This is a genomic window from Pannonibacter phragmitetus DSM 14782 (assembly GCF_000382365.1).
GTDB lineage: Bacteria > Pseudomonadota > Alphaproteobacteria > Rhizobiales > Stappiaceae > Pannonibacter > Pannonibacter phragmitetus.
This window is the reverse complement of the sequence record NZ_KB908238.1, coordinates 1754-26351: the sequence shown is the minus strand read 5'-3', so window position 1 is coordinate 26351 and position 24598 is coordinate 1754. Positions and strand designations below refer to the sequence as shown.

Here is a 24598-nt window from a genome sequence, read left to right as displayed (position 1 = left end):
GGGCTCCTTTTGTGGCAGCCATGCCATGCGTGCGGAGCCATGGTCTTGGACGAAATTGACCTTTCCGCCTGCCTGTGAAGAGCGCGGATCAGTGGCGGATGAGACTGCCGGGCGTGATGCCAAGCTGGCGGCGGAACTGGCGGATCATGTGGCTCTGGTCGCAGAAGCCCGCGGCCAGCGCAGCATCTGCCGGTGCCATGCCGTCAAGGATCAGCGCCTGAGCCTGTCTGGTCCGCATGCGCAGGACCATAGCATGGGGCGTCAGGCCGGTGGCGCGGGAGAAGCTGCGGATCAGGTAGGAGGGCGTCAGCCCGGCAAGGGCCGCAAGACCCTCAAGCGAAAGATCGTCGCCTGAGGCAACGCCTTCTGCAATCCGCTCCCGTACCAGCCGGACAGCCGCCGGTTCCTGCCCGGCAGGCCTCAGGGTAGCCCGGCCATGGCGGGTGAAGGCAAGGCCGAGCACGGCCTGCATGGCCTCTTCCACGGCCAGCCGCCAGCCGGAGGCAGCGGGAGCATTGACGCGCTGGGCAAGGCGGCTCAGCGCCTGCGTCAGCTGCAGGCCTTCGTCCCTTGGGGCGACGGTGGCAAAGCCTCGAAGATCCTTGAGATCCAGCAGGGCACGCACGGCGGCCTCGCTGGCATAGACCATGTTGTAGCGCACACCGCCGGCCGCCGCGTGGCCGGTGTGAGGCTCTTCCGGGTTCATCAGCGACAGGGAACCGGCAGGCAGCAGCATTTGCTCGCCCCGGCAGAGATAGCCGCCCACCCCTTCGGCAATGGCGCCGATGGCAAAGCCTTCATGGGCGTGGCGGCTGAAGGTCTGGGTGCTGAAATCGGCTTCGTAGAGCTCGATGCCCTGCAGCCAGCCGAGATGATGATAGCGGTTGGCGCGCATCAACCGCCCGCCTTGCGCAGCCAGTGGCGCGGGTCCGTGGAGGCCGCTGATGGCCCGGCGCTTTCGCCCGACAGCGTGCGCACGAGATCAGCGACGGCATCCAGCGAATGCGCGGCGCGGAACTCGTCCACATGCGGCAGCATGGCCCGGATGCCCTTGGCCTTGGCCTCAAACCCGTCAAACCGCAGCAGCGGATTGAGCCAGATCAGCCGCCTGCAGGAGCGGTGCAGGCGGGAGATTTCCCGCGCCAGATCCTCGTCCGTGTCCCGCTCCAGCCCGTCGGTGATCAGCAGCACCGTTGGCCCGCCCGACAGAACGCGGCGGGACCAGAGGCGGTTGAATTCGTGCAGTGCGGTGGCAATGCGCGTGCCGCCGGACCAGTCGGCCACACCAGCGGAACAGGCGGCCAGCGCTTCGTCAGGGTCTTTCATCCGCAGCTGCCGGGTGACGTTGGTGAGCCGCGTGCCGAACAGGAACGTGTGCACGGCGGGCCGCGTTTCCGTCAGCGCATGCATGAAATGCAGGAGCAGGCGGGAATACTGGCTCATGGAGCCGGAGATATCGCACAGGGCGATGAGCGGCGGGCGCTTTTCCTGCGGCTTGCGGTGCTTCAGATCGATGATCGCCCCGCCTGTCCGCAGGGTCGCCCCCAGCGTGCGGCGCGGGTCGATGCGTCCGCGCAGAGCAGGGGCGAGACGGCGGCGGCGGATCGTGTCCTTTGGCATGGCCATGGCGCGGAGCGCTGCCTTGGCCGTTTCGATCTCGTCAGCGGTCATCTGGGCAAAGTCCCGCGATTGCAGCAGCTCGCGGCCGGAGACGGTGAAGCGGGCATCCACCTCCACCTCGGGCTGCTCCTCGCGCGGCTCGCGCTCGCGGGCGGCCTTGAAGGCCTGGGAGACGCGGGTCTGCCCCGCCTTGGGCTTTTCCGGCGCGCCGCGCGGCGGGGCAACGGGGGAGAGGATGGCCAGCATCTTCTCGATGAGCCCCCGGCTCTGCCAATAGATGCGGAAAGCCTCGTCAAACAGCACCCGCTGCTCGCGCTTGTGAACGAAGACGGCATGAAGCGTCCAGTAGAAGTCCTCGCGGCTGGCAATGCCGCTCACCTCCACCGCCCGCACCGCGTCGATGATGGAAGCCGGGCCAGCCGGAAGGCCTGCCTTGCGCAGGGTGCGGGCGAAATGCACGATATTCGCCACCATGCGCCCATCAAGGCTGGACGCCTGTTCTGCTTGCGGGGCGGCGGGGGTGATCATGGGCGCTGCGCTCAGACGTTCGGCATGGCGGCCGGGGCGGAGGGCAGGGTATTGCGGATTTCCTCCACCATCTGCCGCAGCTTCGAGCCTCGCACCCGCTCGATGTCGTCCTGATACTTCAGCAGGACGCCCAGCGTGTCACTGGCCATGTCCGGGTCCAGCGCCAGTTCGTTCAGCTCGGTCAGGGCGGTGGCCCAGTCGAGGGTTTCGGCAACGCCCGGCTGCTTGAACAGGTCTTCGGTGGCGCGCAGGCGCTGGACGAAGGCGACGATTTCAGCCGTCAGCCGCTCCGGCGCGCCCGGCACCTTCCGCCGCACGATCGCCAGTTCCCGTTCTGCATCCGGATAATCGACCCAGTGATAGAGGCAGCGGCGCTTGAGGGCATCGTGGATTTCGCGGGTCCGGTTGGTGGTGATGATCACCACGGGCGGCTCCTCCGCCTTGATGGTGCCGAGCTCCGGCACGGTCACCTGATTGTCGGCCAGCACCTCCAGCAGGAAGGCCTCAAAGGCTTCGTCAGCGCGGTCCAGCTCGTCGATCAGGAACACCGGCGGGCCGGAGAGCGAGGGCTCCAGCGCCTGAAGCACCGGGCGCTTGATCAGGAAACGCTCGCTGAAGATGGAGCGGGAGAGGTCCGCATGGTCCGTGTCTCCGGCCGCTTCCGCAATGCGGATCTCCACCATCTGTGCGGCATAGTTCCACTCATAGACGGCAGAGGCGATGTCGAGGCCTTCGTAGCATTGCAGGCGGATGAGGTTGCGGCCCAGCGTGGCGGCCAGTACCTTGGCAATCTCCGTCTTGCCGACGCCGGCCTCGCCTTCCAGAAACAGCGGCCGCTTCATGCGCAGCGCCAGATGCAGCACGGTTGCCAGATCACGGCCGGCGACATAGCCGCCCTGATCCAGCAGCGCGAGCGTGCCGTCGATGCTTTCGGGAAGGGGCGTGCGGGCGGTGGTCATGCGGAAGGGCTCCCGGAACGTGCGGCTCGGCCTGAAGGCCGGAACTCTTGTCTTTAGTCCCTAACATATAGGCGCCAGCGGCAAGGCATAGCCCCTTTGCCGCAATTCATGGCCAGAATGGATCATGCTGAAGCAGCATTTCTCCGGAGGCTGCGGGTTTTGACGGACTTGCGAAGCGGAAGGGGGGCTGGCACGCAAAAGGAAGGCTGAGGGTGGACGGTCTGCGGGGTATGCAGCGGCGGACCTGCAGAAACCTTGAGGGAGAGGGACATGGCAATGCTTTTCACGCGAGGGCTGCGCGCTGCGGCCGTGGTGGTGATTCTGTTCGCTGCACCGGGCGCTGGTGCGGTGCAGGCGCAGGGTACACTTGCAGAGGCGGTGCAGGTGGAGCGCGGCAAGCTGATCGCCAAGGAGGCTTGCGCGGCCTGCCATGCCGTTGGTGTGGATGATGCCTCGCCCAATGCAGATGCTCCGGCGTTCCGGGATCTGGGCCAGCGCTATCCGGTCGAGGATCTGGCGGAAAGCCTGGCCGAGGGCATCGTCACAGGCCATCCGGACATGCCGGAAGTGGCGCTGGAAGGGCAGGATGTGTCATCTTTCATTGCCTATCTGAAGAGCATTCAGAGCAAAGGCGGCGCTGGCAGCACTCACTAAAGTCGGCTGCTAACATATTGAAAAATAATGCGAAGACGTATTTTTAATTGCGCGTTTACTTCGCTGGCGCGACACTTTTGCCGTGGTTTTGTCAAGGCATGAGGTGTTCCATGGGCACAAGCGAAGACTTCCGCAAGCAGATGGCAGGCTACGGGCTGCTGACGGCTGAAATCCTCTACAGGATGCCGGATCATCCAGCTCTGCTGCAGAGTTTCCTCTGGCAAACCGAGGACAAGGCCCCGAATTTTCCGGAACTGCGCCGGTTCCTGGCCTTCTGGGAGCGGGAAATTCAGGCCTTCATCCACTCGGTGCGTCTGGCGCATCAGGATCTGATCGGCCCGCGCGATGTACGCTATGCCAAGGGCGAGTTCCTGATCCATTGAGGACGGCCGCCCCTGCCTTTTCCACGGCAGGCTTCTCCCCTGCCGTGGACCTTCTCGAAGGTGGAGTCTAACCCAATCGGGGCTTCATCACTTCTTCTTGCAGCCGCCGCCGTTCGTATACGGGGGGCCGTAGAGAATGAAGGCCGAGAAACTGGTGCCGCCCGAGGCAAAGTCCAGCAGCTCGTCCGGCAGTTCGTCCTGCCCGATGGAGCGCGGCAGCACGAGGACGACTTCGCCCGGCGCTTCCTCGACGACGGTGATCTTGTAGGACGGGATCGGATCATTGCCGATCAGTTCCTTGATGGCCGCATGCGGGTTGCTCTTCAGCAACTCGCGGAAGGCGGCATCGGCCGAGGCCCTCAGGATGAGGTGCTTCTCGATGTGCTGGCGGGCCTGGGTAAGCGGATCAAGTTCAGACATGAGCTTCTACTCCCTGGTATTTCTCATGAGCTCCGGTCTGCTTCGCCATCCCTGCCGGGCGCTGGTGAAGCATCCTTGTCACGAGATCTACCGGGAGATTCCGGCGGATGGAGAACTTGACCCCAAATCTGCCGGTCAGGGCGTTTCAGGGCCTTGGCTGTATCCCGAGCCCCTTGCCGTCGCGCATGACGGCTCGGGCTTCCGGCAGGAAATCCGAGCCATCACCTTCATGGAGGACAAAGCCCGGCATGAGCCGCAAGGGGGCCTTGCTGGCGCGGATGGCGCGCAACAGGATGCGGGTTGCGGCTGCATCGGCGCGTGGGCGCAGGGGGATGATGTCGATGGCGCCGAACCGGCCCTGAAACACATCCAGCAGTTCCTGCAAGCCATCGGCCCGGAAGATGACGGTAAGTGTACCGCCTTCGCGCAGGATATCCGTTGCCGTCTTCGCCCAGGGCTCCAGTCCGCGCTCGTCCAGCACATGGGCGCTGGCCCGCTCGCCCGAGGGCGAGGCCCGGAACTGGCCCGGCTGGTAATAGGGCGGGTTCATGATCACGTGATCAGCCATGCAAGGGGTGAGCCCCGCCGCATGGCGCTGGGAACCCTTGGCGGTGATATCTGCCTCCAGCACGCTGACGCGGGACGCAAAGGCGCCATTGAGGGAATCAGCCAGTCCGCGCCGGGCCAGAAGGGCGGCCAGCGGATCGATCTCCACCAGGGTGACGCGAATATCCGGCAGGCGCGCTGCCGCACAGAAACCCGCCGTGCCGACGCCCGCACCCAGATCCACCACATGGCCTTTTGTGCCATCGGGCAGAGCTGCTGCCAGATAGACCGCATCAAGGCCCGCCCGGTGGAAACCCTTTGCGGGTTGCTCGACGGTGACAAGCCCGCCCAGAAAGGCGTCGCGTGTGGTGGCAGCGCCTTCCGGCAGCTCAAGGGCGGCAAGGCCAGGGGCAAGAGGGACGGGGGCAGAAGGGACGGGGCTGGTCACGTCAGCGTCCTTCATCCGGCGTCAGCTCATGGCCAAGGCCTGCCTCGCGCAGCAGGTGGCGGGCAGCGGTGATCTGATCGGCAGGGACAAGGATTCGCCGGGGAATCATCGCGAGCGAACCTTCCAGAATGCTCATGTTGGCATCCGCGACAAAATGCGCGATCCCGGCCTCGTCAAACATCGCTCCCACAGCTGAAATGAGAACCAGATCATTGGTCTTCAGCAGTTCTTCCATGATCCCGGTTTTCCTCTCTGAATAGAGCGCAGTGCAGACATATGGTTTATGCGTCTTTTCCGGTGGTGAACAACACTGTTCACTGCCTTGTCAAACGATTGATCCCTTGCGGGGGGACGCTTGCCGACCTATTGTCCGCCAAAACCAGCCTTGGGAGAGTGTTTTGGCAGCCGTCGCCGCTTCCGCACCCGAATTGAAGAAAGCCAAGCCCGCAATCCAGCCGCTCGTCGATCTGACGGCAGGCGGCATGGGGCAGGTCAACGATCTGATCCTGTCCAAGGCGGGCTCGAATGTCGAGCTTATCCCCGAGATTGCCAAGCACCTGATCGACTCGGGCGGCAAGCGCCTGCGGCCCATGCTGACCCTCGCCATGGCGGACATGTTCGGCTACCGCGGCACGGGCCATGTCATCCTCGCGGCCAGCGTCGAGTTCATGCACACGGCGACGCTGCTGCATGACGACGTGGTGGACGAGAGCGACATGCGCCGGGGCAAGCTGGCGGCGCGCAAGCTCTGGGGAAATCAGGCCAGCGTTCTCGTCGGCGACTATCTGCTCGGCCAGGCCTTCAAGATGATGGTGGACGTTGGCTCGCTGGAGGCCCTGCGCATTCTCGCCGAAGCCTCTGCCATCATCGCCGAGGGCGAGGTGATGCAGCTGGGTGCGGCCAAGGACATTTCCACCAATGAGGCACAGTATCTCAAGGTGATCGAGGCGAAGACCGCTGCGCTCTTTGCCGCTGCTGCCGAAGTCGGGCCTGTGATCGCCGGTGTCGAAGGGGCCCAGCGTGCGGCCGCCCGCCGCTATGGCATGGATCTCGGCCTTGCCTTCCAGCTCGTGGATGATGCGCTGGATTACGGCGGATCGAGTGCCGATCTCGGCAAGCAGGTCGGCGACGATTTCCGCGAGGGCAAGATCACGCTGCCGGTCGTCGTATCTCTGGAGCGCGGCACGGACAGTGAGCGCGCCTTCTGGAAGCGCTGCCTGGAAGAGGGTGACATCCGCGACGGCGATCTTGAGGAAGCCATTGCCCTGATGCGCCGTCACGGCGCTATCGAGGAAACCATTGTCCGCGCCCGCCAGTATGGCGCCAGCGCCATGGCTGCCCTCGATGAACTGCCGCAGAGCCCGCTGACGGAAGCCCTGCGCGAAGCCGTCGAATTCTGCATTGCCCGGGTGAGCTGAAGCTCACCCGCAGCTCACTTCGCCCGCTTCAACCCACCATCCCGGATGCTGCGCACGCAAGGCGTCCGCCAATCCGGCTGCTGCTTCCGGTGCGCAGAGCGCAAAGCACGTGGCGCCGGAGCCGGACATGCGGCAGAACTCCGCCGCCGGGTGAGCCTCCAGCGCAGCCAGCACGTCCGCAATGACCGGTGACAGGCCAATGGCTGAGGCCTGCATGTCGTTGCGGGTCTCCTTCAGCCAGCAGATGAGATTTTCGCGGCTGGAGAATTCCTCTGGCATGGCGGGCAGGGGCGGATTGTCGCGGCATTCAAGCGCGCGGAATACGGCGGGCGTGCTGACCGCCACGCCCGGATTGACCAGCACCAGGCCGCAGTGGGGCAGGGGGGGCAGCGGGGCAAGGGTTTCGCCGATGCCGGACATGCGGGCCGGCCGCCCGGCCAGGCAGACAGGCACGTCCGCCCCGAGGTCCAGCGCGATGGACTGCAACGCATCCGAAGGCACCGCGAGGCCTGTGGCCTCCAGGACCAGTCTCAGAGCAGCTGCCGCATCCGCCGACCCGCCTCCAATGCCTGAGGCAACCGGCAGGTTCTTTTCCAGATGCACGGCAAAGGGCGGCAGAGACTGGCCGTACTCCTTCTGCAGCGCGGCAATGGCTCGCAATACGAGATTGCTGTCCGCCGGGCCGCCGCCCTCAAGCGCTGCGGCAAAGGGGCCGGAGACGGTGAAGGAAGAGCTTGCCGCAGCCCGCAGGCTCAGCCTGTCACCCGTTTCAGCGAAGAGGGTGAAGCTGTCCAGCAGGTGATAGCCGTCTTCCCGCCGCCCCGTGATGTGCAGGGCCAGATTGATCTTGGCTCTGGCCTGGCAGGAAAAAACCGGCGCGGTGTCCGCGCCGGATGATGTTCCGTTCCCCCTCATGGCCGGATCAGCCGCCGTTCTTCGGCGGGGCGCTGGCTTCGACGGCCGCAGGGGTGTCGGGCAGGCCGTTTTCGATCTTGTTGAGGATCTTCACAAGATCTTCCGGCGTCGGGTTGAGGTCGCGGGCATGGTTCCACTGGAACCGGGCCTCCAGACGGCGCCCTACCTTCCAGTAGGCATCGCCCAGATGGTCGTTGATCACCGGATCGGCCGGGCGCAGCTGGACCGCACGCTCCAGTTCCCGCGTCGCTTCCTCGTAGCGGCCGAGCTTGTAATAGGCCCAGCCCAGGCTGTCGACGATGTAGCCGTCGCTGGGGCGCAGGCGAACGGCCGTCTGGATCATCTGCATCGCTTCATCGAGCTTCATGCCCTGATCAATGAGCGAATAGCCCAGATAATTCAGCACCTGCGGCTGTTCGGGGTAAAGCTCCAGCGCCGTGCGCAGGTCTACCTCAGCCTCGTTCCACTTCTTCAGCCGCTCGCGGCAAATGCCGCGGTTGTAATAAAGGCCCCAGTGCTCCGGCTGCGGCTTGTCCACCGTGTCGATGCCCTTGGTGTAAACCACCTCAGCCTCTGCAAACATCTCGCGGGAGCGCAGAACATTGCCGAGTGCAATGATCGCCTCAAGGTCAGACGGATCCTTGTCGATGAGGGCCTGCAGATGCTGGCGAGCTTCATCCACCTTGTCGAGGGCGTTGAAGTTGAGGCCGATCTGGATCTCCGCGTCCCGTTTCAGCGGTGAACTCTCCGGCACCCGCTCCAGAGCGGTGATGGCCCGGTCCGGTGCATTCAGCCGGTTGTACAGCCCGCCAAGAGCGAGGGCTGCAAAATCGGCTTCTCCGTTGAGATCCAGCGAAAGATTGAGCAGGGCGGCGCCCAGTTCTTCTGCGCCGTCATTGCCGATAGCCGAACCGAGGCCGCTCAGAAGCTCAGCAATTCCCATCAGAGGATCTGCGACAACCGGGCCAAACTTCTCACCCTTCTCGATCCGGGCCCTGGTCTGGGAGAGGATGGGATGGCTGGGGATCAGCTGATCATACTGGTCCAGAACGGCAAGGGCCTCTTTCTTCTTGCCGGCCGAGGCAAGCAGAATGGCATAGGTGTCGGCAACCTTCAGCGCTCCGCGGTCGGCGTCATAGGCTTGCTTGATCCGCGTCAGGGCAATGTCCATGCGTCCGGCCTGCTGTGCCATCAGGGCGGCATGGTTATGCTTGAAGACATCGAACCAGTCGGGGCCCTTCAGGGCATCAAGACCTGCAAGCGCCTTTTTCAGGTCGCCTGCTCCAAGGTCGAACCAGGCCCTGGAAACACCTGCGGTGAGATCTGCAAGCGGACCGCCGCCATCGCTTTCGAGCGTCTGGGATGCTTCGCGGAAGCTGCCGTCGCGCGCCAGATCAAGGCTTTTCAGCAGGCTGGCGAGGAAATTGCGGATCTTGAGGGCATGCATGTCCTCGGCCAGAATACGTGCGTCCTCAAAGTCGCCACTGGCCATGCGCAACATGAAGGCACGCTCGACAAGAAGGCCATTCTCCGGATCGGTGCCGAGCGCTTCTTCAAAAAAGGCGGCAGCCGAGGGAAAATCGTTCCAGCGGGCGGCAAGGCGCGCAGCCAGGTAGCTGCCGGCCTGAGTGACGGGAAGATCCTGAGGGGTGCCATATTGCGGCTGTGTTGCAGCGGTCTCTCCAGAGGAGGCCTGCACCTGCACCGGAACCATCAGAAGCGCCGCGCCAAGCAGCAGGCGGCTGCAGAGGCCTGCGGAAATCTTGCGCTTCTGCGCCGGAACGTCGGTCAACGTCGTCATCTTACCTCTCAGGACCGATGGTTTGCGCCATCGTGATTCCATGTGAACCCACATCTTCATGATACGATGGCGGCTTTGTGGCGCCGGGGCAAGCCGGAGCCCCGCCTTTGGTGGCATCACCTGATCACATTTATCACAAAGCTTTGCGATGCCAGCCTGATGATTGTCAGACGTCTTGCCGCATTCGACCTTCGGCCAATTGCCAAGCGGCGTTCAACGGGTGCTTTGCGTTGCGGTGCAAAAAAACCTTGTGCGCCCAAGTCCGGCATTGCAGGAATAACGGGCGCAAGGTCAGCGTTCAGCTTTCCGCCGGAGGAGGCAGCCCGGTGGCGGGACGCAATGTGGGAGAAAGAGAATGGCCAAGTGGGTGTATGGGTTTGGCAACGGAACTGCAGAAGGAAACGCTGGCCTGAAGACCCTGCTCGGCGGCAAGGGGGCCAACCTTGCCGAAATGAGCAATCTGGGTTTGCCGGTGCCACCTGGCTTTACCATCACCACTGAGGTCTGCACCTGGTATTACGACAAGGGCAAAACCTATCCGGACGATCTGGCCCAGCAGGTGGAGCTGGCCCTTGCCGCAGCCGGGGAACTGACCGGCCGCCGTTTCGGCGATGCGCAGAACCCGCTGCTCGTGTCTGTCCGCTCCGGTGCAAGAGTGTCCATGCCCGGCATGATGGACACGGTGCTCAACCTCGGTCTCAATGACGTGACGGTTGAAGCCATCGGACGGGCCGCAGGTGACCGCCGCTTTGCCTATGACAGCTACCGCCGCTTCATCCAGATGTATGGCGATGTGGTGATGGGCCTTGATCACCACGCCTTCGAGGAAATCCTCGATGAGGTGAAGGATGAGGCCGGGCACTCGCTGGATACGGATCTCTCCACCGAAGAGCTGATCGGCATTGTCGAGCGCTACAAGACGCTGGTGGAAGAAGAGCTGGAGCGGCCGTTCCCGCAGGATCCGATGGATCAGCTGTGGGGAGCTATCAGCGCAGTGTTCGAGTCCTGGATGACCGCCCGCGCCCAGACCTACCGCCGCCTCCATGACATTCCGGCCGACTGGGGCACGGCGGTGAATGTGCAGGCCATGGTCTTCGGCAACATGGGCGAGACTTCCGCCACGGGCGTTGCCTTCACCCGCAACCCGTCCACGGGCGAGAAGGCGCTCTATGGCGAGTTTCTGGTCAATGCACAGGGCGAGGACGTGGTGGCGGGCATCCGCACGCCCCAGGACATCACCGAGAAGGCAAGGCTTGAAGCAGGGTCCGAACGGCCTTCTCTGGAGGTGCTGATGCCGGAGGCCTTTGCCGAGTTCCAGACCATCTGCGACCGGCTGGAAGCCCATTACCGCGACATGCAGGATCTCGAGTTCACCATCGAGCGCGGCAAGCTGTGGATGCTGCAGACCCGCTCGGGCAAGCGCACGGCCAAGGCGGCGCTGAAGATCGCCGTCGACATGGCGGACGAAGGGCTGCTCAGCCGCGAGGAGGCGGTGCTGCGGGTCGAGCCGCAGGCGCTCGATCAGCTGCTGCATCCGGCGATCGATCCGGCGGCAAAGCGCGATATCCTCGTTACCGGTCTTCCGGCTTCACCCGGAGCTGCCTGCGGGGCCATTGTCTTTACCTCGGAAGAGGCAGAAGAGGCCAAGGCAGCCGGCCGCAAGGTCATTCTGGTGCGCGTCGAGACCAGCCCGGAAGACATCCACGGCATGCATGCTGCGGAAGGCATTCTGACCAGCCGTGGCGGCATGACGAGCCATGCCGCCGTGGTGGCGCGCGGCATGGGCAAGCCCTGCGTCTCCGGCGCCGGTGCGCTCCGCATCGATTACCGCAATGGCACCCTTACGGCGGGCGGGCGTTCGCTTGCCAAGGGCGACGTGATCACCATCGACGGGGCAACCGGTCAGGTTCTGGTGGGCGAGGTGGCGATGCTGCAGCCCGCGCTTTCCGGCGACTTTGCCACGCTGATGGGCTGGGCCGACGAGGTGCGGCGCATGAAGGTGCGCACCAATGCCGAAACGCCGGCGGATGCACGGGCCGCCCGGCAGTTCGGGGCGGAAGGCATCGGCCTTTGCCGCACCGAACACATGTTCTTCGACGGGGACCGCATCATTGCCGTGCGAGAGATGATCCTTGCTTCGGCGGAAGAAGGCCGCCGCGCGGCGCTGGGCAAACTGCTGCCGATGCAGCGGGATGACTTCGTGCAGCTGTTCGAGATCATGCATGGCCTGCCGGTGACGATCCGCCTGCTGGATCCGCCGCTGCACGAGTTCCTGCCGAAGTCCGATGAGGAGATTGCTGAAGTCGCCGCTGCCATGGGGATTGACGCGGAGAAGCTGCGCGAACGGGCGCTGGACCTCGAAGAGTTCAACCCAATGCTCGGCCATCGCGGCTGCCGCCTGCTGGTCTCCTATCCGGAGATCGCGGAGATGCAGGCCCGCGCCATCTTCGAGGCGGCGGTCGAGGCAGGCAAGCGTACCGGCGCACCGGTGGTGCCGGAGATCATGGTGCCGCTCGTGGGCCTGAAGGCGGAGCTGGACCTCGTGCGCGGGCGCATCGACGCCATGGCGGAGGCCGTGGCGAAGGAAACCGGCGTTGCCGTGTCCTATCAGGTCGGCACCATGGTGGAACTGCCGCGAGCCGCCCTGCGCGCTGGCGACATTGCCGCCACGGCGGAGTTTTTCTCCTTCGGCACCAATGACCTGACGCAGACCACCTTCGGCATTTCCCGTGATGATGCGGCGTCCTTCCTCGGCACCTATCAGCTCAAGGGCATCATCGAGCAGGATCCGTTCGTTTCCATTGACAGGGATGGCGTCGGCGAGCTGATCTCCATCGCCGCCGAACGGGGCAGGGCGGTGCGTCCGGACATCAAGCTCGGCATCTGCGGCGAACATGGCGGTGACCCGGCCTCGATTGCCTTCTGCGAAAGCGTCGGCCTCGACTATGTGTCCTGCTCGCCCTTCCGCGTGCCCATTGCCCGGCTTGCGGCAGCGCAGTCCTATCTGCGCCGGACATGAGGCATGGCGGGCAGTGAGGCCATCGCTGCGCTCAGGGCAGGGGGCAAGCTCGCCCTTGCCCGGGCGCTGACCCGGATCGAGACCGGCCACGGGCAGGCGGAGGTGGATGCCTTTCTGGATGCGGCCTGCCGGGAGGGGGCGGGCCATGTGCTGGGTCTGACCGGGCCGCCGGGGGCGGGCAAATCCACGCTCACCAACAGCCTGCTGAAGGCGCTGCGGGGCGCGGGAAAGACCACCGGCGTGATTGCCGTGGACCCGTCCTCCCGCCGCTCGGGCGGGGCGCTGCTGGGCGACCGGACACGGCTGACGGCAGACCCTGAGGATGCGGGCATCTTCATCCGCTCCATGGCAGCGCGCGACCGGCTGGGCGGTCTTTCGGATCATGCGCTGGCGGCCATTGCCGTCATGCGGGCGGCACGCGAGGCGGTGATCGTTGAATCCGTCGGCATCGGCCAGTCGGAAGCGGATGTGGCGATTGCGGTTGATACGCTGGTCCTCTGCATTCAGCCGGGCTCCGGCGACAGCCTGCAGTTCATGAAGGCCGGCGTCATGGAGCTGCCCGACATCATCGTCGTGACCAAGGCCGACATGGGCGCCTATGCGGCCCGTGCCGTGGCGGATGTGAAGGGCGCCCTGTCCCTGAGCGAGAGGGACCGCGAGGGCTGGCAGGTGCCGGTTCTGGCTGTCAGCGCGCAGGACAGCAGCGGTCTTGAGGCGCTGCATCAGGCCATTGCCGCCCATCGGGCCTTTCTGCACGCAGGCGGGCTTGCGGCGCAACGCTTTGCCCAGCGTCAGGAGGCCTGGGTGGCGGACTATCTGAAGACCCGCTATGGTCAGGCCGGAAGCCATCTTCTCGCCCCGGCTGCGCTGATCCGCGCAGCGGGTGGCCCCTTCGCCGCCATGCGGCTGGCGGACCGCCGTCTGGTGGTCAAGGTGGTGCCGGACGAGGCTGCAACGGAGACCTGACATGACAGAGGCCGGCAGCAGCATTGGTGAAGTCTCGGAACTGACGGGATTTCCGGCCAAGACGCTGCGCTATTACGAGGACATCGGGCTGGTGCGCCCGCTGCGGCAGGACAATGGCTACCGTGCCTATTCGCCTGCGGATGTGGAGCGGCTGCAGTTTCTCAAGCGGGCCCGCAGCCTCGGCTTTTCCATCGAGGATTGCCGCAGCCTGCTGGAGCTGCGCCAGAACCCGCACCGGAGCAGCGCCCGTGTGAAGGCTGTGGCCGAGGCGCATCTGGCGGAACTGGAAACCAAGATCCGTCAGCTCATGGATCTGCGCGACGATCTCACCGCCATGGTCGAGGCCTGCCGGGGCGACAGCTGCCCGGACTGCGCCATCATCGAAGGGCTGTCAGGACATTGAGCCACGCCATCTTCAACCGGCGAGACGGCTCGCTGTGCGCAGGATCATCGGGTCAAGGCTGATGCTCTGGATGAGGGCAGAGACGGTTTCCACCGGGGCAGGGCGGCCGATGTAATAGCCCTGCATTCGCTCGCAGCCGGCGCTGGTGAGAAACTGCACCTGCGGTGCCGTTTCGATGCCTTCGGCCACCACGGTCATGCCGAGGGCGGCGCCCAGATCGATGATGGTTCGCACGATCGCCTGAGCCTGCGGGCTCTCGTCCACCGGGGAGATGAAGTCCCGGTCGATCTTCAGAATGTCGAAGGGGAAGCGGCGCAGGTAGCTGAGGCTGGAATAGCCCGAGCCGAAGTCATCCAGCGCGATCTTGAGGCCCAGTTCCTTCAGCCGTTTCATGGCGGTCAGCACGGTGTCGTCCTTGCCGGCGAAGACGGATTCCGTCACCTCGATCTCCAGGCGCGCGGGCGCCATGTCATAGGCGGTGAGCGTCTCGATGACCTGGTCGATGAAGCGCGGATGGCGGAACTGGGTTGGCGAGATATTGACCGAAACAGTGATGTCCGGCCAGTGATGGGCATCCTGACATGCCCGGCGCAGCACCCAGAGCCCCAGATCGTTGATCAGGCCTGTCTCTTCGGCGATAGGCACGAAAATGGCCGGGCTGACAGGTCCGTGTTCCGGATGCGTCCAGCGCACGAGTGTTTCCACGGCGGCGACCCTGCCGGTGCGGCTGTCCAACTGCGGCTGATAGGCGACCGAAAGCAGGTCATTGTCGATGGCCCGGCGCAGATCGCGGGCGATCTTGTCGCGGGTGTGGACGTGCTCTTCCATGGACGGATCGAAGAAAGACCAGCGGCGCCGCCCATTGGCCTTGGCATCGTAAAGCGCGATGTCCGCCTTGCGCAGCAGCTCTCCTGCGGTGGTGCCGTCCTGCGGGGCAATGGCTGCTCCCATGGACAGGCTGACATAGAGCTCGTTTCCGGCGACCCGCAGCGGGCGGCTCAGCTCGTCCTGAATATGGCTCAGCTGATATTCGATGAGGGAGCGCGAGCGGCAGCCCGACAGGATCATCGCGAATTCATCGCCTGAAATACGTGCCAGCATGCCCGTGGGCGGCACGATGGTGCGGAGGCGCGCTGTCACGGCCTTGATGACTTCATCGCCGGCCGCATGGCCCAGCGTGTCGTTGATGTCCTTGAAGTGATCGAGATCGATGTAGATGACAGCCGTCAGATCTTTGCCATTGCGCTCGTCCTGAGCATTTGCGAGCGCTTCCACCAGCATACGGTTGAAATAGTCGCGGTTCGGCAAGCCGGACAGGCTGTCATGTTGAGCTGCATAAATGGCCCGCGCTTCGCTGTTGGCGAGCTTGCGTGTCGACTGCCTTGCGTAGTTCAGCAGAAGGGCGGTCATGGCGGCAATGGCCAGGACGAGGAGGACCAGCACCGGCAGAATGCGCATGAGCATCAGCGATCCCGGGCGGGACGAGCGCCAGTTGAGGCGCGTCACCGGCTCGCCCGAAGGGTCCAGCACGAGGATGGAGGCGAGGTCTCTTCGGCCCTTTTGAACAGGTCCTGCTTCAATCCCGGAAATCCCTGCCATTCCGGAGAGGCGCCCGAGGACCGAGGGAGTCATGGCGACAAAACTCACCAGCACCGCAGGATCTTCGCGCTCTGCGCCCGCGTTGTGGGTCTGCGGAGAGATTGCGGTCACGCTGAAGTAATGCGGGCGCCCGCCTGCCATGACGACGCCATTCTCGAAGATGGTGCGGTGATTGGCGCGGTAGTCCGGCTGAAAGCGGTAGGCGCCCGAAGGTGTTTTGCGGAAGCTTGAGATGTAGCTGTCGCGGACATTGGCCACCGGTCTGCGCAGCGCATTGAGCAATGTTCCGTCGAGCCAGTTGATGGCGCCGTCGCTATCATAGGCGACGATGGCCTCCAGATCGCGGTTCAGGATCACCGTCTTCGTATGGCCATGCACGTTCGCAAGTGAAATGGCGACCTGGTGCAGCAGCCAGGCGGCTTCTTCCGAACCGCGCTTTGCCCGGAAATAGGCATCATCCCAGACCGCGGCAGCTTCCTGCTGGCTGCTCAACTGGTCCAGTTGCATCGCCAGAGAGCCCTCGATCAGACTGCGCTCGCTGTCTTCTGCGGCACTATCGGTCAGGGACGAGGACCAGATGAGAATTGCGAAGACAAACAGGACAGCAAGCAGCATGACGCCAATCACCGGAATGATGATCGTGTTTGCTATCTTTCCTCCCTGCGTCCCTATGCCTTGATCCATGTGATCTGCCCCCGGCTTCTGAAAATTACACTCCGGGAAAAGACTTAAGGAATGGCGGATGGATTTGGTTAAGGCCAGTTCACGAAGAGGAAATTGTAAGTCTGAATGGAAGAATGGGCCTGCCGGGCAGTCTGCCGATCGTTTTGCAGCGCCGCGGATAAATAATATTGACGCTACGTAATGTTCTGCGGCCAAGCATCTGCAGGTCCATATGCCCGGCGGCAAACCCGCATTCCTGCAGATAGCTGCGGAACCGGAGCATCCGGGATCTTTTCCTGAAAGCCCGACCTGTTATACCAAAGCGTTCGATGCCGAAGCATCACGTAACGGAAATGCCCTGACGCCGCACGGACTTGGTAATAATCTGCCGCTGAAACGGGAGGCCGCATGGATCAGGTTGCGCAAACACGCGGGAGCTGGCCGCAGCATATGGATGAAAAGGCCTATGCGGCTGCAATCTTGCGCTGCGCGGAGAACATCCTGCCCATGCACATGGGCGAAAGGCTGATCAACAAGGTGTTTGGCAAGAGCCTTCAGTCCCATGCTGCAGGTTTGCTGGCGATCCTCCATTGCCGGGCGCAGCTGGGGGAGGGGGAGGCCGCAACGCTGTCCATCCTGCAGCAGCAGATGGGCCGCAGCCGCACGCTGGCGAGCTTCATCGGCCTGCTGAAGCTGGCCGGTTACGTGCGGGCGGTTGAAGTCTCCGGCAACCGGCGCGAAAAGCGGCTGGAGCCGACCGAGCTGATGCTGAACGGCCTCAGGACCTGGCTGTCGCATCATCTGGCCTGTGCCGAAGTGGCCGGGCTGCTGCTGCCGGAACCGGACCTTCATCAGCGCCTGCATGCCGATCCCGTCTACGGCCTGCGCTTTGTCGCCGAGACCTACGACATGGTGCGCCTGACCCGGGAATCGCTGGCGGGCGAGGGTGCCTGGCCCTGGTTCGACCGGTTCGACTGCGGCGACCGGCTGGCGCTGATCCTGCTGAAGGCCCACTATGGCGCGCGGGAGCAAACGCCCTGGCTGCCCTTCGCCGCCCGGCAGGCTGCCGCACAGCTGGGCATCTCCCATTCCCATGTGCGCAATGTCATCAACAAGGCGGAGGCCGCCGGATGGCTGGTGCAGCGGCGCGATCAGGGTGAGCTGCAGCTGACGCCTGCTTTCCTCACCGGCGTGCGCGACTGGTATCTGATGTTCTGGGGCTGGCTATGCGAAGCCGCGCACAGGGCACATGAACGTGAGGCCGGATCAGCCTGAGCGGAACAGCCCTCAGATCAGCTGCAGGCCGCGGAAGCTGATTTCCGAGCCGCGGGCGACGATGATGTGATCATGCACCTCGATGCCCAGAGGCTTGGCGATGTCGATGATCTGCTTCGTCATCTGGATGTCGGCGCGCGAGGGCGTCGGGTCGCCGCTCGGGTGATTGTGGACCAGAATGATGGCCGTGGCCGAAAGCTCCAGCGCCCGGCGGATCACCTCACGCGGATAGACCGGCGTATGGTCCACCGTGCCGCGCTGCTGCACCTCGTCGGCGATGAGGCCGTTCTTCTTGTCGAGGAAGAGAATGCGGAATTCCTCCCGGTCCGCATGGCCGCTGGCGGCGCGCACATAGGTGACGACCTTGGACCAGGAAGACAGCGGCTCGCGGTCGACGATCTCGCCCCTTGCATAACGGGTGGCGCAGGCCTGCATCAGCTTCAGCGCATCGGCCACTTTCTCGCCCGCGCCCGCCACCTCCTGAATGCGGGCCGGGGAGGCGGCAATCACATTGGTGAAGCTGCCGAAGCGCTGCAGCAGGGCTTTCGCCAGCGGCTTGGTGTCGCCGCGTGGGATGGCAAGGAAGAGGAATAGCTCCAGCAGCTCGTAGTCGGCGAAGCCCTCGGCTCCGTGCTGGCGGAACCGGTCGCGCAGCCGCTCCCGGTGGCCGGTGTAATGCGGGGCGGGAGTGCGCTCCGAAAAGCCGCCCTGCGCCTCGCCCATCCTGCTGGCCGTGTCCTTGTCGCCCGTGTCGTCCTTCGGCATGCCGGTTTCCGTGGTCAGAAGAGCTGAAGAGGGTACTTGCGGGAGGTGAGGCTGCCTGGTCAGGCGGCCTTGTCGAAGCCGGGACGGTGCAGGCCCTTCGGCGAGAGCGTGAAGATCTCGCAGCCCGTGTCGGTGATGCCGATTGCATGCTCGAACTGGGCCGAGAGCGAGCGGTCACGGGTGACAGCCGTCCAGCCGTCGCTCAGCACCTTCACCTGCGGCTTGCCGAGGTTTACCATCGGCTCGATGGTGAAGATCATGCCGGGCTTCAGCTCGATGCCCTCGCCCTTGCGGCCATAGTGCAGGATGTTGGGCGTGTCGTGGAACAGCTGGCCGACACCATGGCCGCAGAAATCGCGCACCACGGAGCAGCGCTCCTTTTCCACGAAGGTCTGGATGGCATAGCCGATATCACCTGTGGTGTTGCCGGGGCGGGCGGCCTCGATGCCCAGCAGCAGCGACTCGTAGGTCACCTCGATCAGCCGTTCTGCCGAGCGCTTCAACTCGCCCACGGGATACATGCGGCTGCTGTCGCCATACCAGCCATCGACCACGAAGGTCACGTCGATGTTGACGATATCGCCCTCGCGCAGCGGCTTGTCATTGGGGATGCCGTGGCAGACCACATGGTTGATCGAGGTGCAGCTCGCCTTGGTGTAGCCCCGGTAATAGAGCGTCGCCGGCAGCACGCCCTTGTCGCGGCCGAAGCGGTAGACGAAATCATCCAGCTCCTGCGTGGTCACGCCGGGCTTCACCAGATCTGCAAGGCCGTCGAGGCACTCGGCGGTCACCTGACCGGCCTTGTGCATGGCCTTGAAGTCTTCCGGCGAATAGAGCCGCACCTGGCCGGTGTTCTTGAGCGGGGCGGTGGCTGCGTCGATATAGGTGACCATGGGTTCCGTTCTGATCCGATTCGTCTCCGCCCTGTGCCGAAGGTCAAGAACCCGCTGCGCATGGGACTTTGTGGCCCTGGCGCGCAAGGCCGTGGTGCTCTGGCGCGGGGCACCTGACCGGGGCGGCATGCTGCCTGTTGTCATGGGGCTCGCCTGTCTGTTCTGTCGCCTAATATGAGCGGCCCCGGCTTGCAAGGAAAGATGTGTCAGCCCCCGCAGAAGAATTTTCCTGCCGCAGGCTGGGGGAGGCGGGGGAAAAGGAGAGCAGAAGGCTGTTTCGACAGCCGGAGATGAGCCGGAAACCACCCTTGGCCCGGCCAGCACGCAGAACATGAGCAGCAGCCGGCTCTGCTTCGGCCCGGGAACGGCCTGCCCGCCCGCCTGGCAAGGGCCTGCCTGTCCGCCCCAATTTGCACTTGCAGACGGGCGCCGCTGCCGCTACCTCATACCCCGCGCTGGAGACATCCTCCCCGGCCTCTTGTTCTTGCTCCTCGGGTGAGCTTGCAGCAACCGGACAAGGCACGCCCAAAGGGCGCGCCCCAAGCTCCGGCCCAGACATGCGGACGTGGTGAAACTGGTAGCCACAGCGGACTTAAAATCCGCCGCCCTCAAACGGCTTACGGGTTCGAGTCCCGTCGTCCGCACCAGGCTGCATCAGCCACCATCCTCTGAATACCGCCGCCAGTTCTCCGTCCCGATCCGTTTGCCTGCCCGGCGGGCCGCTGACTGGGGCTGACTGCATATCTGCTCCGAATGCACCAGAAACCTACAATGCTCACCAAATATATCCATGCCGCAAAACAAACAGGAACACCCCGCCCGGCAAGCCGAGCGGGGTGTGAACCTTCAATGGTGATTAAACCACTTGCCGTGGCTTTCCTACCGATTTCCCTGAGCTCACGATTAACCGATTGATTTGGCATGTCAACCGAATAGCATGGCTCCTACGTGTATTTTTTGGAGTTTCAATCATGCGCATTCTCGGCATCGATGGCGGTATCTCCAGCATTGGCTGGGCAGTTGTCGACCTTGAGAGCCAACGAATAGTTGCCGCAGGTACGCGGATGTTCGATTCACCCGAGGAAGCGACCAAGAGTGGCCCCAAACTCAAAAATGCCGATCGCCGTCTCTTCCGGGGTCAGAGGCGAACCATACGCAGGCGCGCCAAGCGCATGGCGGACATCAGGAAACTGTTTCACGCGTCAGGCCTTCTGCCGTCAGGTGATCGAGGTGCTTTGGCGGCCGAAGCCGGAGACAAGGACCCCTGGTCCCTCCGGGCCGAGGGGCTTGATCGGAAGCTGACCTCCCGGGAGTGGGCGCTGGCACTGGGGCACATCGCCCGTCACCGTGGCTTCCGATCCAATCGCAAGGGAACCGAGTCGAACAAGGCCAGTGAAAACCAAAAGGTTCTGGCCAGCATAGAAGCCACGCGGGAGAAGTCACAAAGGTGGCGGACCGTGGGCGAAATGTTCGCCCGTGATGACACATTCATCGACCGCAAGCGCAATCGTGACGGAGACTATACCCGGTCGATCCTGCGCGCGGACCAGGAAGCAGAGGTCCGCAAACTGTTTGCGGCACAAAGGCGGCACGGCAATCCTCATACGTCAGATGAACTGGAGGCCACCTTTTCGGAGTTGGCCTTTTCTCAGAAACCGTTGCAAGGCAGCCTCGGGATGGTGGGCGATTGCCCGTTCCTTCCCGGTCACAAGCGTGCAAGCGTCTTTGCGCCGTCCTTCGAACGGTTTCGATTGCTCTCCCGGCTGACAAATCTGCGGCTGGTTACGGCCGATGGCCGACGTGCTCTCACGCCCGATGAGATCACAAAGGCGCTTTCCGGCTATGCGCGCACCAAAAGCCTGACTTTCAAGGCATTGCGGACAAAGCTCGGGTTGGTGGAGGCTGACCGTTTTGATGGCGTGGGTCCGGATATCGAAAAAAGGGATATCGCCCGGCGAACCGGAGCGGCGCTTGAGGGCACAAAAACACTGCTGGATGTGTTGATCCCGGCGATTGGCGAGATTGAAGCTTTTGGGCTCCTGGAAAGGGGAACTCCCCTTGACGAGGCAACGGCGGCGATTGCCTTCAACGAGGACCTTGGCGACATCGAGACTGGGCTTCAAGCCTCTGGTCTGCCTGCGGAGGCGGTTTCCGCCTTGCTCGAGGCGGCGCGTCAGGGCGCTTTCGACACCTTCAAAGGCACTGCAGCCTTGTCTGCAGCCGCCGCCCGGGCCCTGTGCGAGCCAATGGGACGTGGCCTGGTTTATTCGGACGCCTGCGCAGAGCTTGGCTGGAGCCACAGCGAACAAAGCGTCATGGATCTTTCGGCAATTGGCTCGCCTGTCGCCCAGAAGGCGGCCCGGGAAATCCTCAAGCAGATTAAGGCAGTCTCCCAAGCGTTCGGTCCATTCGACCGTGTTCATGTGGAGATGGCGCGGGACGTTGGAAAAAGCAGCGAAGAGCGGCGCAAGATAGAGAACGGCATCAACAAGCGGACCGACGAGCGGCACAGGGCCGCAGAAGAACTGGCGGACCACCTCGGCAAGACCGCGTCGACACTTCGAAGCGAAGATATTCTGCGCTATGAACTTTGGAAGGAACAGAATGGGCGGTGCCTTTACTCGGGCAAGGCAATTCCGCTTCAAGCAGTGCTCGCCACCGACAACGCCGTTCAAATCGATCACATTCTGCCTTGGAGCCGGTTCGGCGACGACAGTTTTGTGAACAAGACCCTGTGCTTCACGAAGGCGAACGCAGACAAAAAGAACCGGACGCCCTACGAGTGGAAATCGGCGGAACAGTCAGACGACTGGGAGCGTTTCCAGGCTGAGGTCGAGAGCAACAAGGCCCTGAAAGGCCTGAAAAAGCGCAACTACCTGATCCGTAACGCCTCAGACCGGGAAGAAGCTTTCAGAAGCCGGAACCTGAATGACACGCGTTTCGCGTTGAAGGTGGTTCTTGCACACCTGAAAGACGCCTTTCCAAACCTTGCCCGGGAAACCGGGGGCGAACGCAGGATCTTTGCCAGACCGGGTGCACTCACGGCAGCGTTGCGGCGTGCCTGGGGCTTGGAAAGCCTGAAGAAGGGCGCGCATGGCGAACGTCTTGAAGACGACCGTCACCATGCACTTGACGCCATAGTGACGGCCCTGTGCAGCGAAAGCCTGCTGCAGCGAGCCACCGCGCTGGCAAAGGCAGCGGAGATCAAGGGAGAGAAATTCGAACTGCGTGGTCTGCCTGCGCCTTGGGGAACGCCCGCCGAGTTCCGGAACGAAGTTGCAGCCGTCGTCCAGGCAGTGTTTGTGTCGCGGCCGGAAAGCGGCCGGATACGTGGAAAAGGCCACGATGCGACAATTCGACAGATCCGCGAGATCGACGGTGAAGCCAAGGTCTTTGAACGCAAGGCGATTGAGGAGCTCAAGATTGGCGACCTCGACCGTATCCCTGTCCCAAAACCCTATGGCAAGATTGTCGATCCGGGGAAACTGCGCGATCAGTTGCTCGATAGCCTGAAGAGTTGGATTGAGGCCGGTAAGCCCAAAGACGCCCTGCCTTTGTCCCCAAAGGGTGACCCAGTCAGGAAGGTCAAGCTTCTTTCACGCGCCAAGAAGGCCGTGGCCGTCCGGGGTGGATCCGCCGACCGCTCCGAAATGATTCGGGTCGACGTATTTGCCAAGGCAAACACTCAGGGCAAGACTCAGTATTTCTTAGTACCGATTTATCGGAATGATTTCTTTCGATCAAAGGGCGGCGGAATGGACGGCCCCCCTAACAGCGCGGTTCAGGCCAATACGCCAGAAAGCTCTTGGCCGATTATGGATCAAAGTTATGAGTTCTGTTTCTCCATTCTCCAAAACAGTCTGTTGACTGTCGTTCGTCCCACCGGCGAGGTCGTTGAGGGGTATTTCAAAGGACTTGACCGGTCGACCGGTGCCATTTCCTTGGCACACCATACGGCACCTCAGCAAATTGAACGTGGTATCGGTGCTCGCACGCTGTTGAGGATCGAAAAATATCATGTCGACCGCCTTGGGCAAAAACACGCGGTCGGAAAGGAGATCCGGACATGGCGTGGAAGGGCGTGCATCTGACAAATCCGGCGCGGTTATCTTTGGCGGCGGCCCAGCTTGTCGTGTCACAGGAAGACGGCGAAACACGGTTGGCCATAGAGGATATCGCCTGGGTGATCATCGACAATCACCAGACCACACTCAGCGTTGCCCTGCTCGCCGCACTCGCGGAAGCGGGGGCTGTCGTTTTGACGAGCGACCGGCAGCATATGCCAAGCGCGGTGACGCTGCCCTATCACCCGCACCACAAGCAGGCGGCCATGACCGAGCTTCAGGTCGCGGCCGGAGCGCCGCTCAAGAAGCGTCTCTGGCAGCGGATCATTTACCGCAAGATCATCAATCAGGCCGCGGTCCTTGAGAGCCTCGAACGCGTGGGGCCGCCCCTGACCGGAACGGCGAACCGTGTCCGGTCCGGCGATCCGGACAACATTGAGGCACAGGCTGCACGCGCTTACTGGCAGCGCCTGTTTCTCAACTTTTCGCGCGGGGACGAAACGGATCTGCGCAACAAGACCTTGAACTATGGCTATGCGGTGGTGCGCGGATGTCTGGCTCGTGCGATTGCCGCAACTGGACTTATCCCCGCCCTCGGACTGCACCACGCAAGTCAGGCAAATGCGTTCAATCTGGTTGATGACCTGATTGAGCCTTTCCGCCCACTCGTCGATTTGACTGTTGCGGGCATCTGCCAGGATCGGGACACAAGCGACGAGTTGACACGGCAAGACCGGCAAAAGCTTGGTGGCCTGCCTCTGATTGATGTCGTGATGACGGGTGGTAAAATGAGCCTCCTGAATGCCACTGAGATCGCCGCGCAAAGCCTGGTGCAGGCACTGGAACATGGCTCCGCAGACTTGCTGGACCTGCCCAAACTCTCGGTCTGCTCTCGCCAATGAACAAGGACATCCGGTTCATGTGGCTTATGGTGTTCTTCGATCTGCCGGTCACGACAAAAAAGGAGCGCGGCAATGCGACACGCTTCCGGAATTTTCTGAAACGGGATGGCTTTCTGATGATCCAGTTCTCGGTTTACGCGCGGATTTGCCGCGCGGAAGAAGGTGTGGAAAAGCACCTCAAGCGCATCAAATCCAACCTGCCTCCGAAGGGCAGTGTGCGTACGCTGCAGATCACGGACAAGCAATATGCCCGAATGAAACTGCTTGTTGGCGAATCAACTAAAACCGAGCGCAAGGCGAGTGAACAACTTGTTCTCCTCTGATTTCCTCTCCGCCCTGGGAGCCTTTTATCTCAAC

General features: G+C 63.1%; 21 protein-coding genes and 1 tRNA gene. 11 read left to right on the top strand and 11 right to left on the bottom strand.

The window, feature by feature from the left end:
• Window positions 1–88: 88 nt before the first annotated feature.
• From H163_RS0121140 to H163_RS0121130, 3 genes are read right to left on the bottom strand one after another with little or no spacing between them, the layout of a single operon-like run.
• Entirely contained in the window at window positions 89–895 is an 807-nt protein-coding gene (locus tag H163_RS0121140) for an AraC family transcriptional regulator (RefSeq protein ID WP_019966616.1), read from the bottom strand.
• The gene (locus tag H163_RS0121135) at window positions 895–2148 is read right to left on the bottom strand and encodes a vWA domain-containing protein (protein ID WP_019966615.1); all 1254 of its coding nucleotides are present in this window, start codon (window positions 2146–2148) and stop codon (window positions 895–897) included. Before H163_RS0121135 ends, H163_RS0121140 begins: the two co-directional genes overlap by 1 nt.
• Before the next feature lie 11 nt (window positions 2149–2159).
• A complete protein-coding gene (locus H163_RS0121130) occupies window positions 2160–3107 on the bottom strand; it encodes an AAA family ATPase (protein ID WP_019966614.1) in 948 nt (315 codons plus the stop codon).
• Window positions 3108–3377: 270 nt separating this feature from the next.
• Here H163_RS0121130 and H163_RS0121125 point away from each other — a divergent pair, with 270 nt between their 5' ends.
• Together H163_RS0121125 and H163_RS0121120 are read left to right on the top strand one after the other, a co-directional pair.
• A complete protein-coding gene (locus H163_RS0121125) occupies window positions 3378–3761 on the top strand; it encodes a c-type cytochrome (protein ID WP_019966613.1) in 384 nt (127 codons plus the stop codon).
• Between the two features lie 110 nt (window positions 3762–3871).
• A complete protein-coding gene (locus tag H163_RS0121120; RefSeq protein ID WP_019966612.1) occupies window positions 3872–4144 on the top strand; it encodes an usg protein in 273 nt (90 codons plus the stop codon).
• 87 nt (window positions 4145–4231) lie between these two features.
• Here H163_RS0121120 and H163_RS23390 read toward each other — a convergent pair whose 3' ends face one another.
• From H163_RS23390 to H163_RS0121105, 3 genes are all read right to left on the bottom strand, one after another.
• A complete protein-coding gene (locus H163_RS23390; protein ID WP_019966611.1) occupies window positions 4232–4564 on the bottom strand; it encodes a hypothetical protein in 333 nt (110 codons plus the stop codon).
• 145 nt (window positions 4565–4709) lie between these two features.
• Entirely contained in the window at window positions 4710–5558 is an 849-nt protein-coding gene (locus H163_RS0121110; RefSeq protein WP_208975460.1) for a tRNA1(Val) (adenine(37)-N6)-methyltransferase, read from the bottom strand.
• Window position 5559: 1 nt separating this feature from the next.
• Window positions 5560–5793, bottom strand: a complete 234-nt coding sequence (locus tag H163_RS0121105; protein ID WP_019966609.1) for a putative signal transducing protein — start codon at window positions 5791–5793, stop codon at window positions 5560–5562.
• Window positions 5794–6040: 247 nt separating this feature from the next.
• Between H163_RS0121105 and H163_RS0121100 the strand changes: the two genes are divergently transcribed.
• Window positions 6041–6976, top strand: coding sequence for a polyprenyl synthetase family protein (locus H163_RS0121100; RefSeq protein WP_081626080.1), 936 nt, complete (start codon window positions 6041–6043; stop codon window positions 6974–6976).
• Window positions 6977–6979: 3 nt separating this feature from the next.
• On the opposite strand, the gene H163_RS0121095 is transcribed toward H163_RS0121100, so the two are convergent.
• Both H163_RS0121095 and H163_RS0121090 read right to left on the bottom strand, forming a co-directional pair.
• Complete coding sequence (locus H163_RS0121095; RefSeq protein WP_019966607.1) at window positions 6980–7891, bottom strand: 4-(cytidine 5'-diphospho)-2-C-methyl-D-erythritol kinase; 912 nt, start codon at window positions 7889–7891, stop codon at window positions 6980–6982.
• 7 nt (window positions 7892–7898) lie between these two features.
• Window positions 7899–9692, bottom strand: a complete 1794-nt coding sequence (locus H163_RS0121090; protein WP_019966606.1) for a tetratricopeptide repeat protein — start codon at window positions 9690–9692, stop codon at window positions 7899–7901.
• Window positions 9693–10047: 355 nt separating this feature from the next.
• Between H163_RS0121090 and ppdK the strand changes: the two genes are divergently transcribed.
• Genes ppdK through cueR form a run of 3 tightly spaced genes read left to right on the top strand, consistent with a single transcriptional unit; the run spans window position 10048 to window position 14080 of the window.
• A complete protein-coding gene (gene ppdK / locus H163_RS0121085; protein WP_019966605.1) occupies window positions 10048–12711 on the top strand; it encodes a pyruvate, phosphate dikinase in 2664 nt (887 codons plus the stop codon).
• A 3-nt stretch (window positions 12712–12714) separates the two neighbouring features.
• Window positions 12715–13677, top strand: a complete 963-nt coding sequence (locus H163_RS0121080; protein WP_019966604.1) for an ArgK/MeaB family GTPase — start codon at window positions 12715–12717, stop codon at window positions 13675–13677.
• Between the two features lies 1 nt (window position 13678).
• Entirely contained in the window at window positions 13679–14080 is a 402-nt protein-coding gene (gene cueR / locus H163_RS0121075) for a Cu(I)-responsive transcriptional regulator (RefSeq protein ID WP_019966603.1), read from the top strand.
• A 12-nt stretch (window positions 14081–14092) separates the two neighbouring features.
• Here the strand turns inward: cueR and H163_RS0121070 are convergent, their stop codons facing one another.
• Window positions 14093–16294: a putative bifunctional diguanylate cyclase/phosphodiesterase gene (locus tag H163_RS0121070; RefSeq protein ID WP_208975459.1), complete on the bottom strand. Its 2202-nt coding sequence runs from the start codon at window positions 16292–16294 to the stop codon at window positions 14093–14095.
• Between the two features lie 456 nt (window positions 16295–16750).
• Here H163_RS0121070 and H163_RS23385 point away from each other — a divergent pair, with 456 nt between their 5' ends.
• A complete protein-coding gene (locus H163_RS23385; protein ID WP_019966601.1) occupies window positions 16751–17617 on the top strand; it encodes a hypothetical protein in 867 nt (288 codons plus the stop codon).
• A 12-nt stretch (window positions 17618–17629) separates the two neighbouring features.
• Here H163_RS23385 and radC read toward each other — a convergent pair whose 3' ends face one another.
• A complete protein-coding gene (gene radC, locus H163_RS0121060) occupies window positions 17630–18382 on the bottom strand; it encodes a RadC family protein (RefSeq protein WP_019966600.1) in 753 nt (250 codons plus the stop codon).
• 59 nt (window positions 18383–18441) lie between these two features.
• Window positions 18442–19275, bottom strand: a complete 834-nt coding sequence (gene map / locus H163_RS0121055) for a type I methionyl aminopeptidase (RefSeq protein ID WP_019966599.1) — start codon at window positions 19273–19275, stop codon at window positions 18442–18444.
• 559 nt (window positions 19276–19834) lie between these two features.
• On the opposite strand from map, the gene H163_RS0121050 reads away from it, so the two are divergent.
• The 4 genes from H163_RS0121050 (at window position 19835) to cas2 (ending at window position 24564) form a co-directional block, all read left to right on the top strand.
• Window positions 19835–19922, top strand: a tRNA-Leu gene (locus tag H163_RS0121050).
• Window positions 19923–20246: 324 nt separating this feature from the next.
• Window positions 20247–23366 (top strand): type II CRISPR RNA-guided endonuclease Cas9, encoded by a 3120-nt coding sequence (gene cas9 / locus H163_RS0121045; RefSeq protein WP_019966598.1) that lies wholly within the window; start codon window positions 20247–20249, stop codon window positions 23364–23366.
• Window positions 23342–24241 (top strand): type II CRISPR-associated endonuclease Cas1, encoded by a 900-nt coding sequence (cas1, locus tag H163_RS0121040; protein WP_026356147.1) that lies wholly within the window; start codon window positions 23342–23344, stop codon window positions 24239–24241. The genes cas9 and cas1 overlap by 25 nt, the downstream gene beginning before the upstream one ends.
• Window positions 24238–24564: a CRISPR-associated endonuclease Cas2 gene (cas2, locus tag H163_RS0121035; protein WP_019966596.1), complete on the top strand. Its 327-nt coding sequence runs from the start codon at window positions 24238–24240 to the stop codon at window positions 24562–24564. The genes cas1 and cas2 overlap by 4 nt, the downstream gene beginning before the upstream one ends.
• Window positions 24565–24598: the final 34 nt, after the last annotated feature.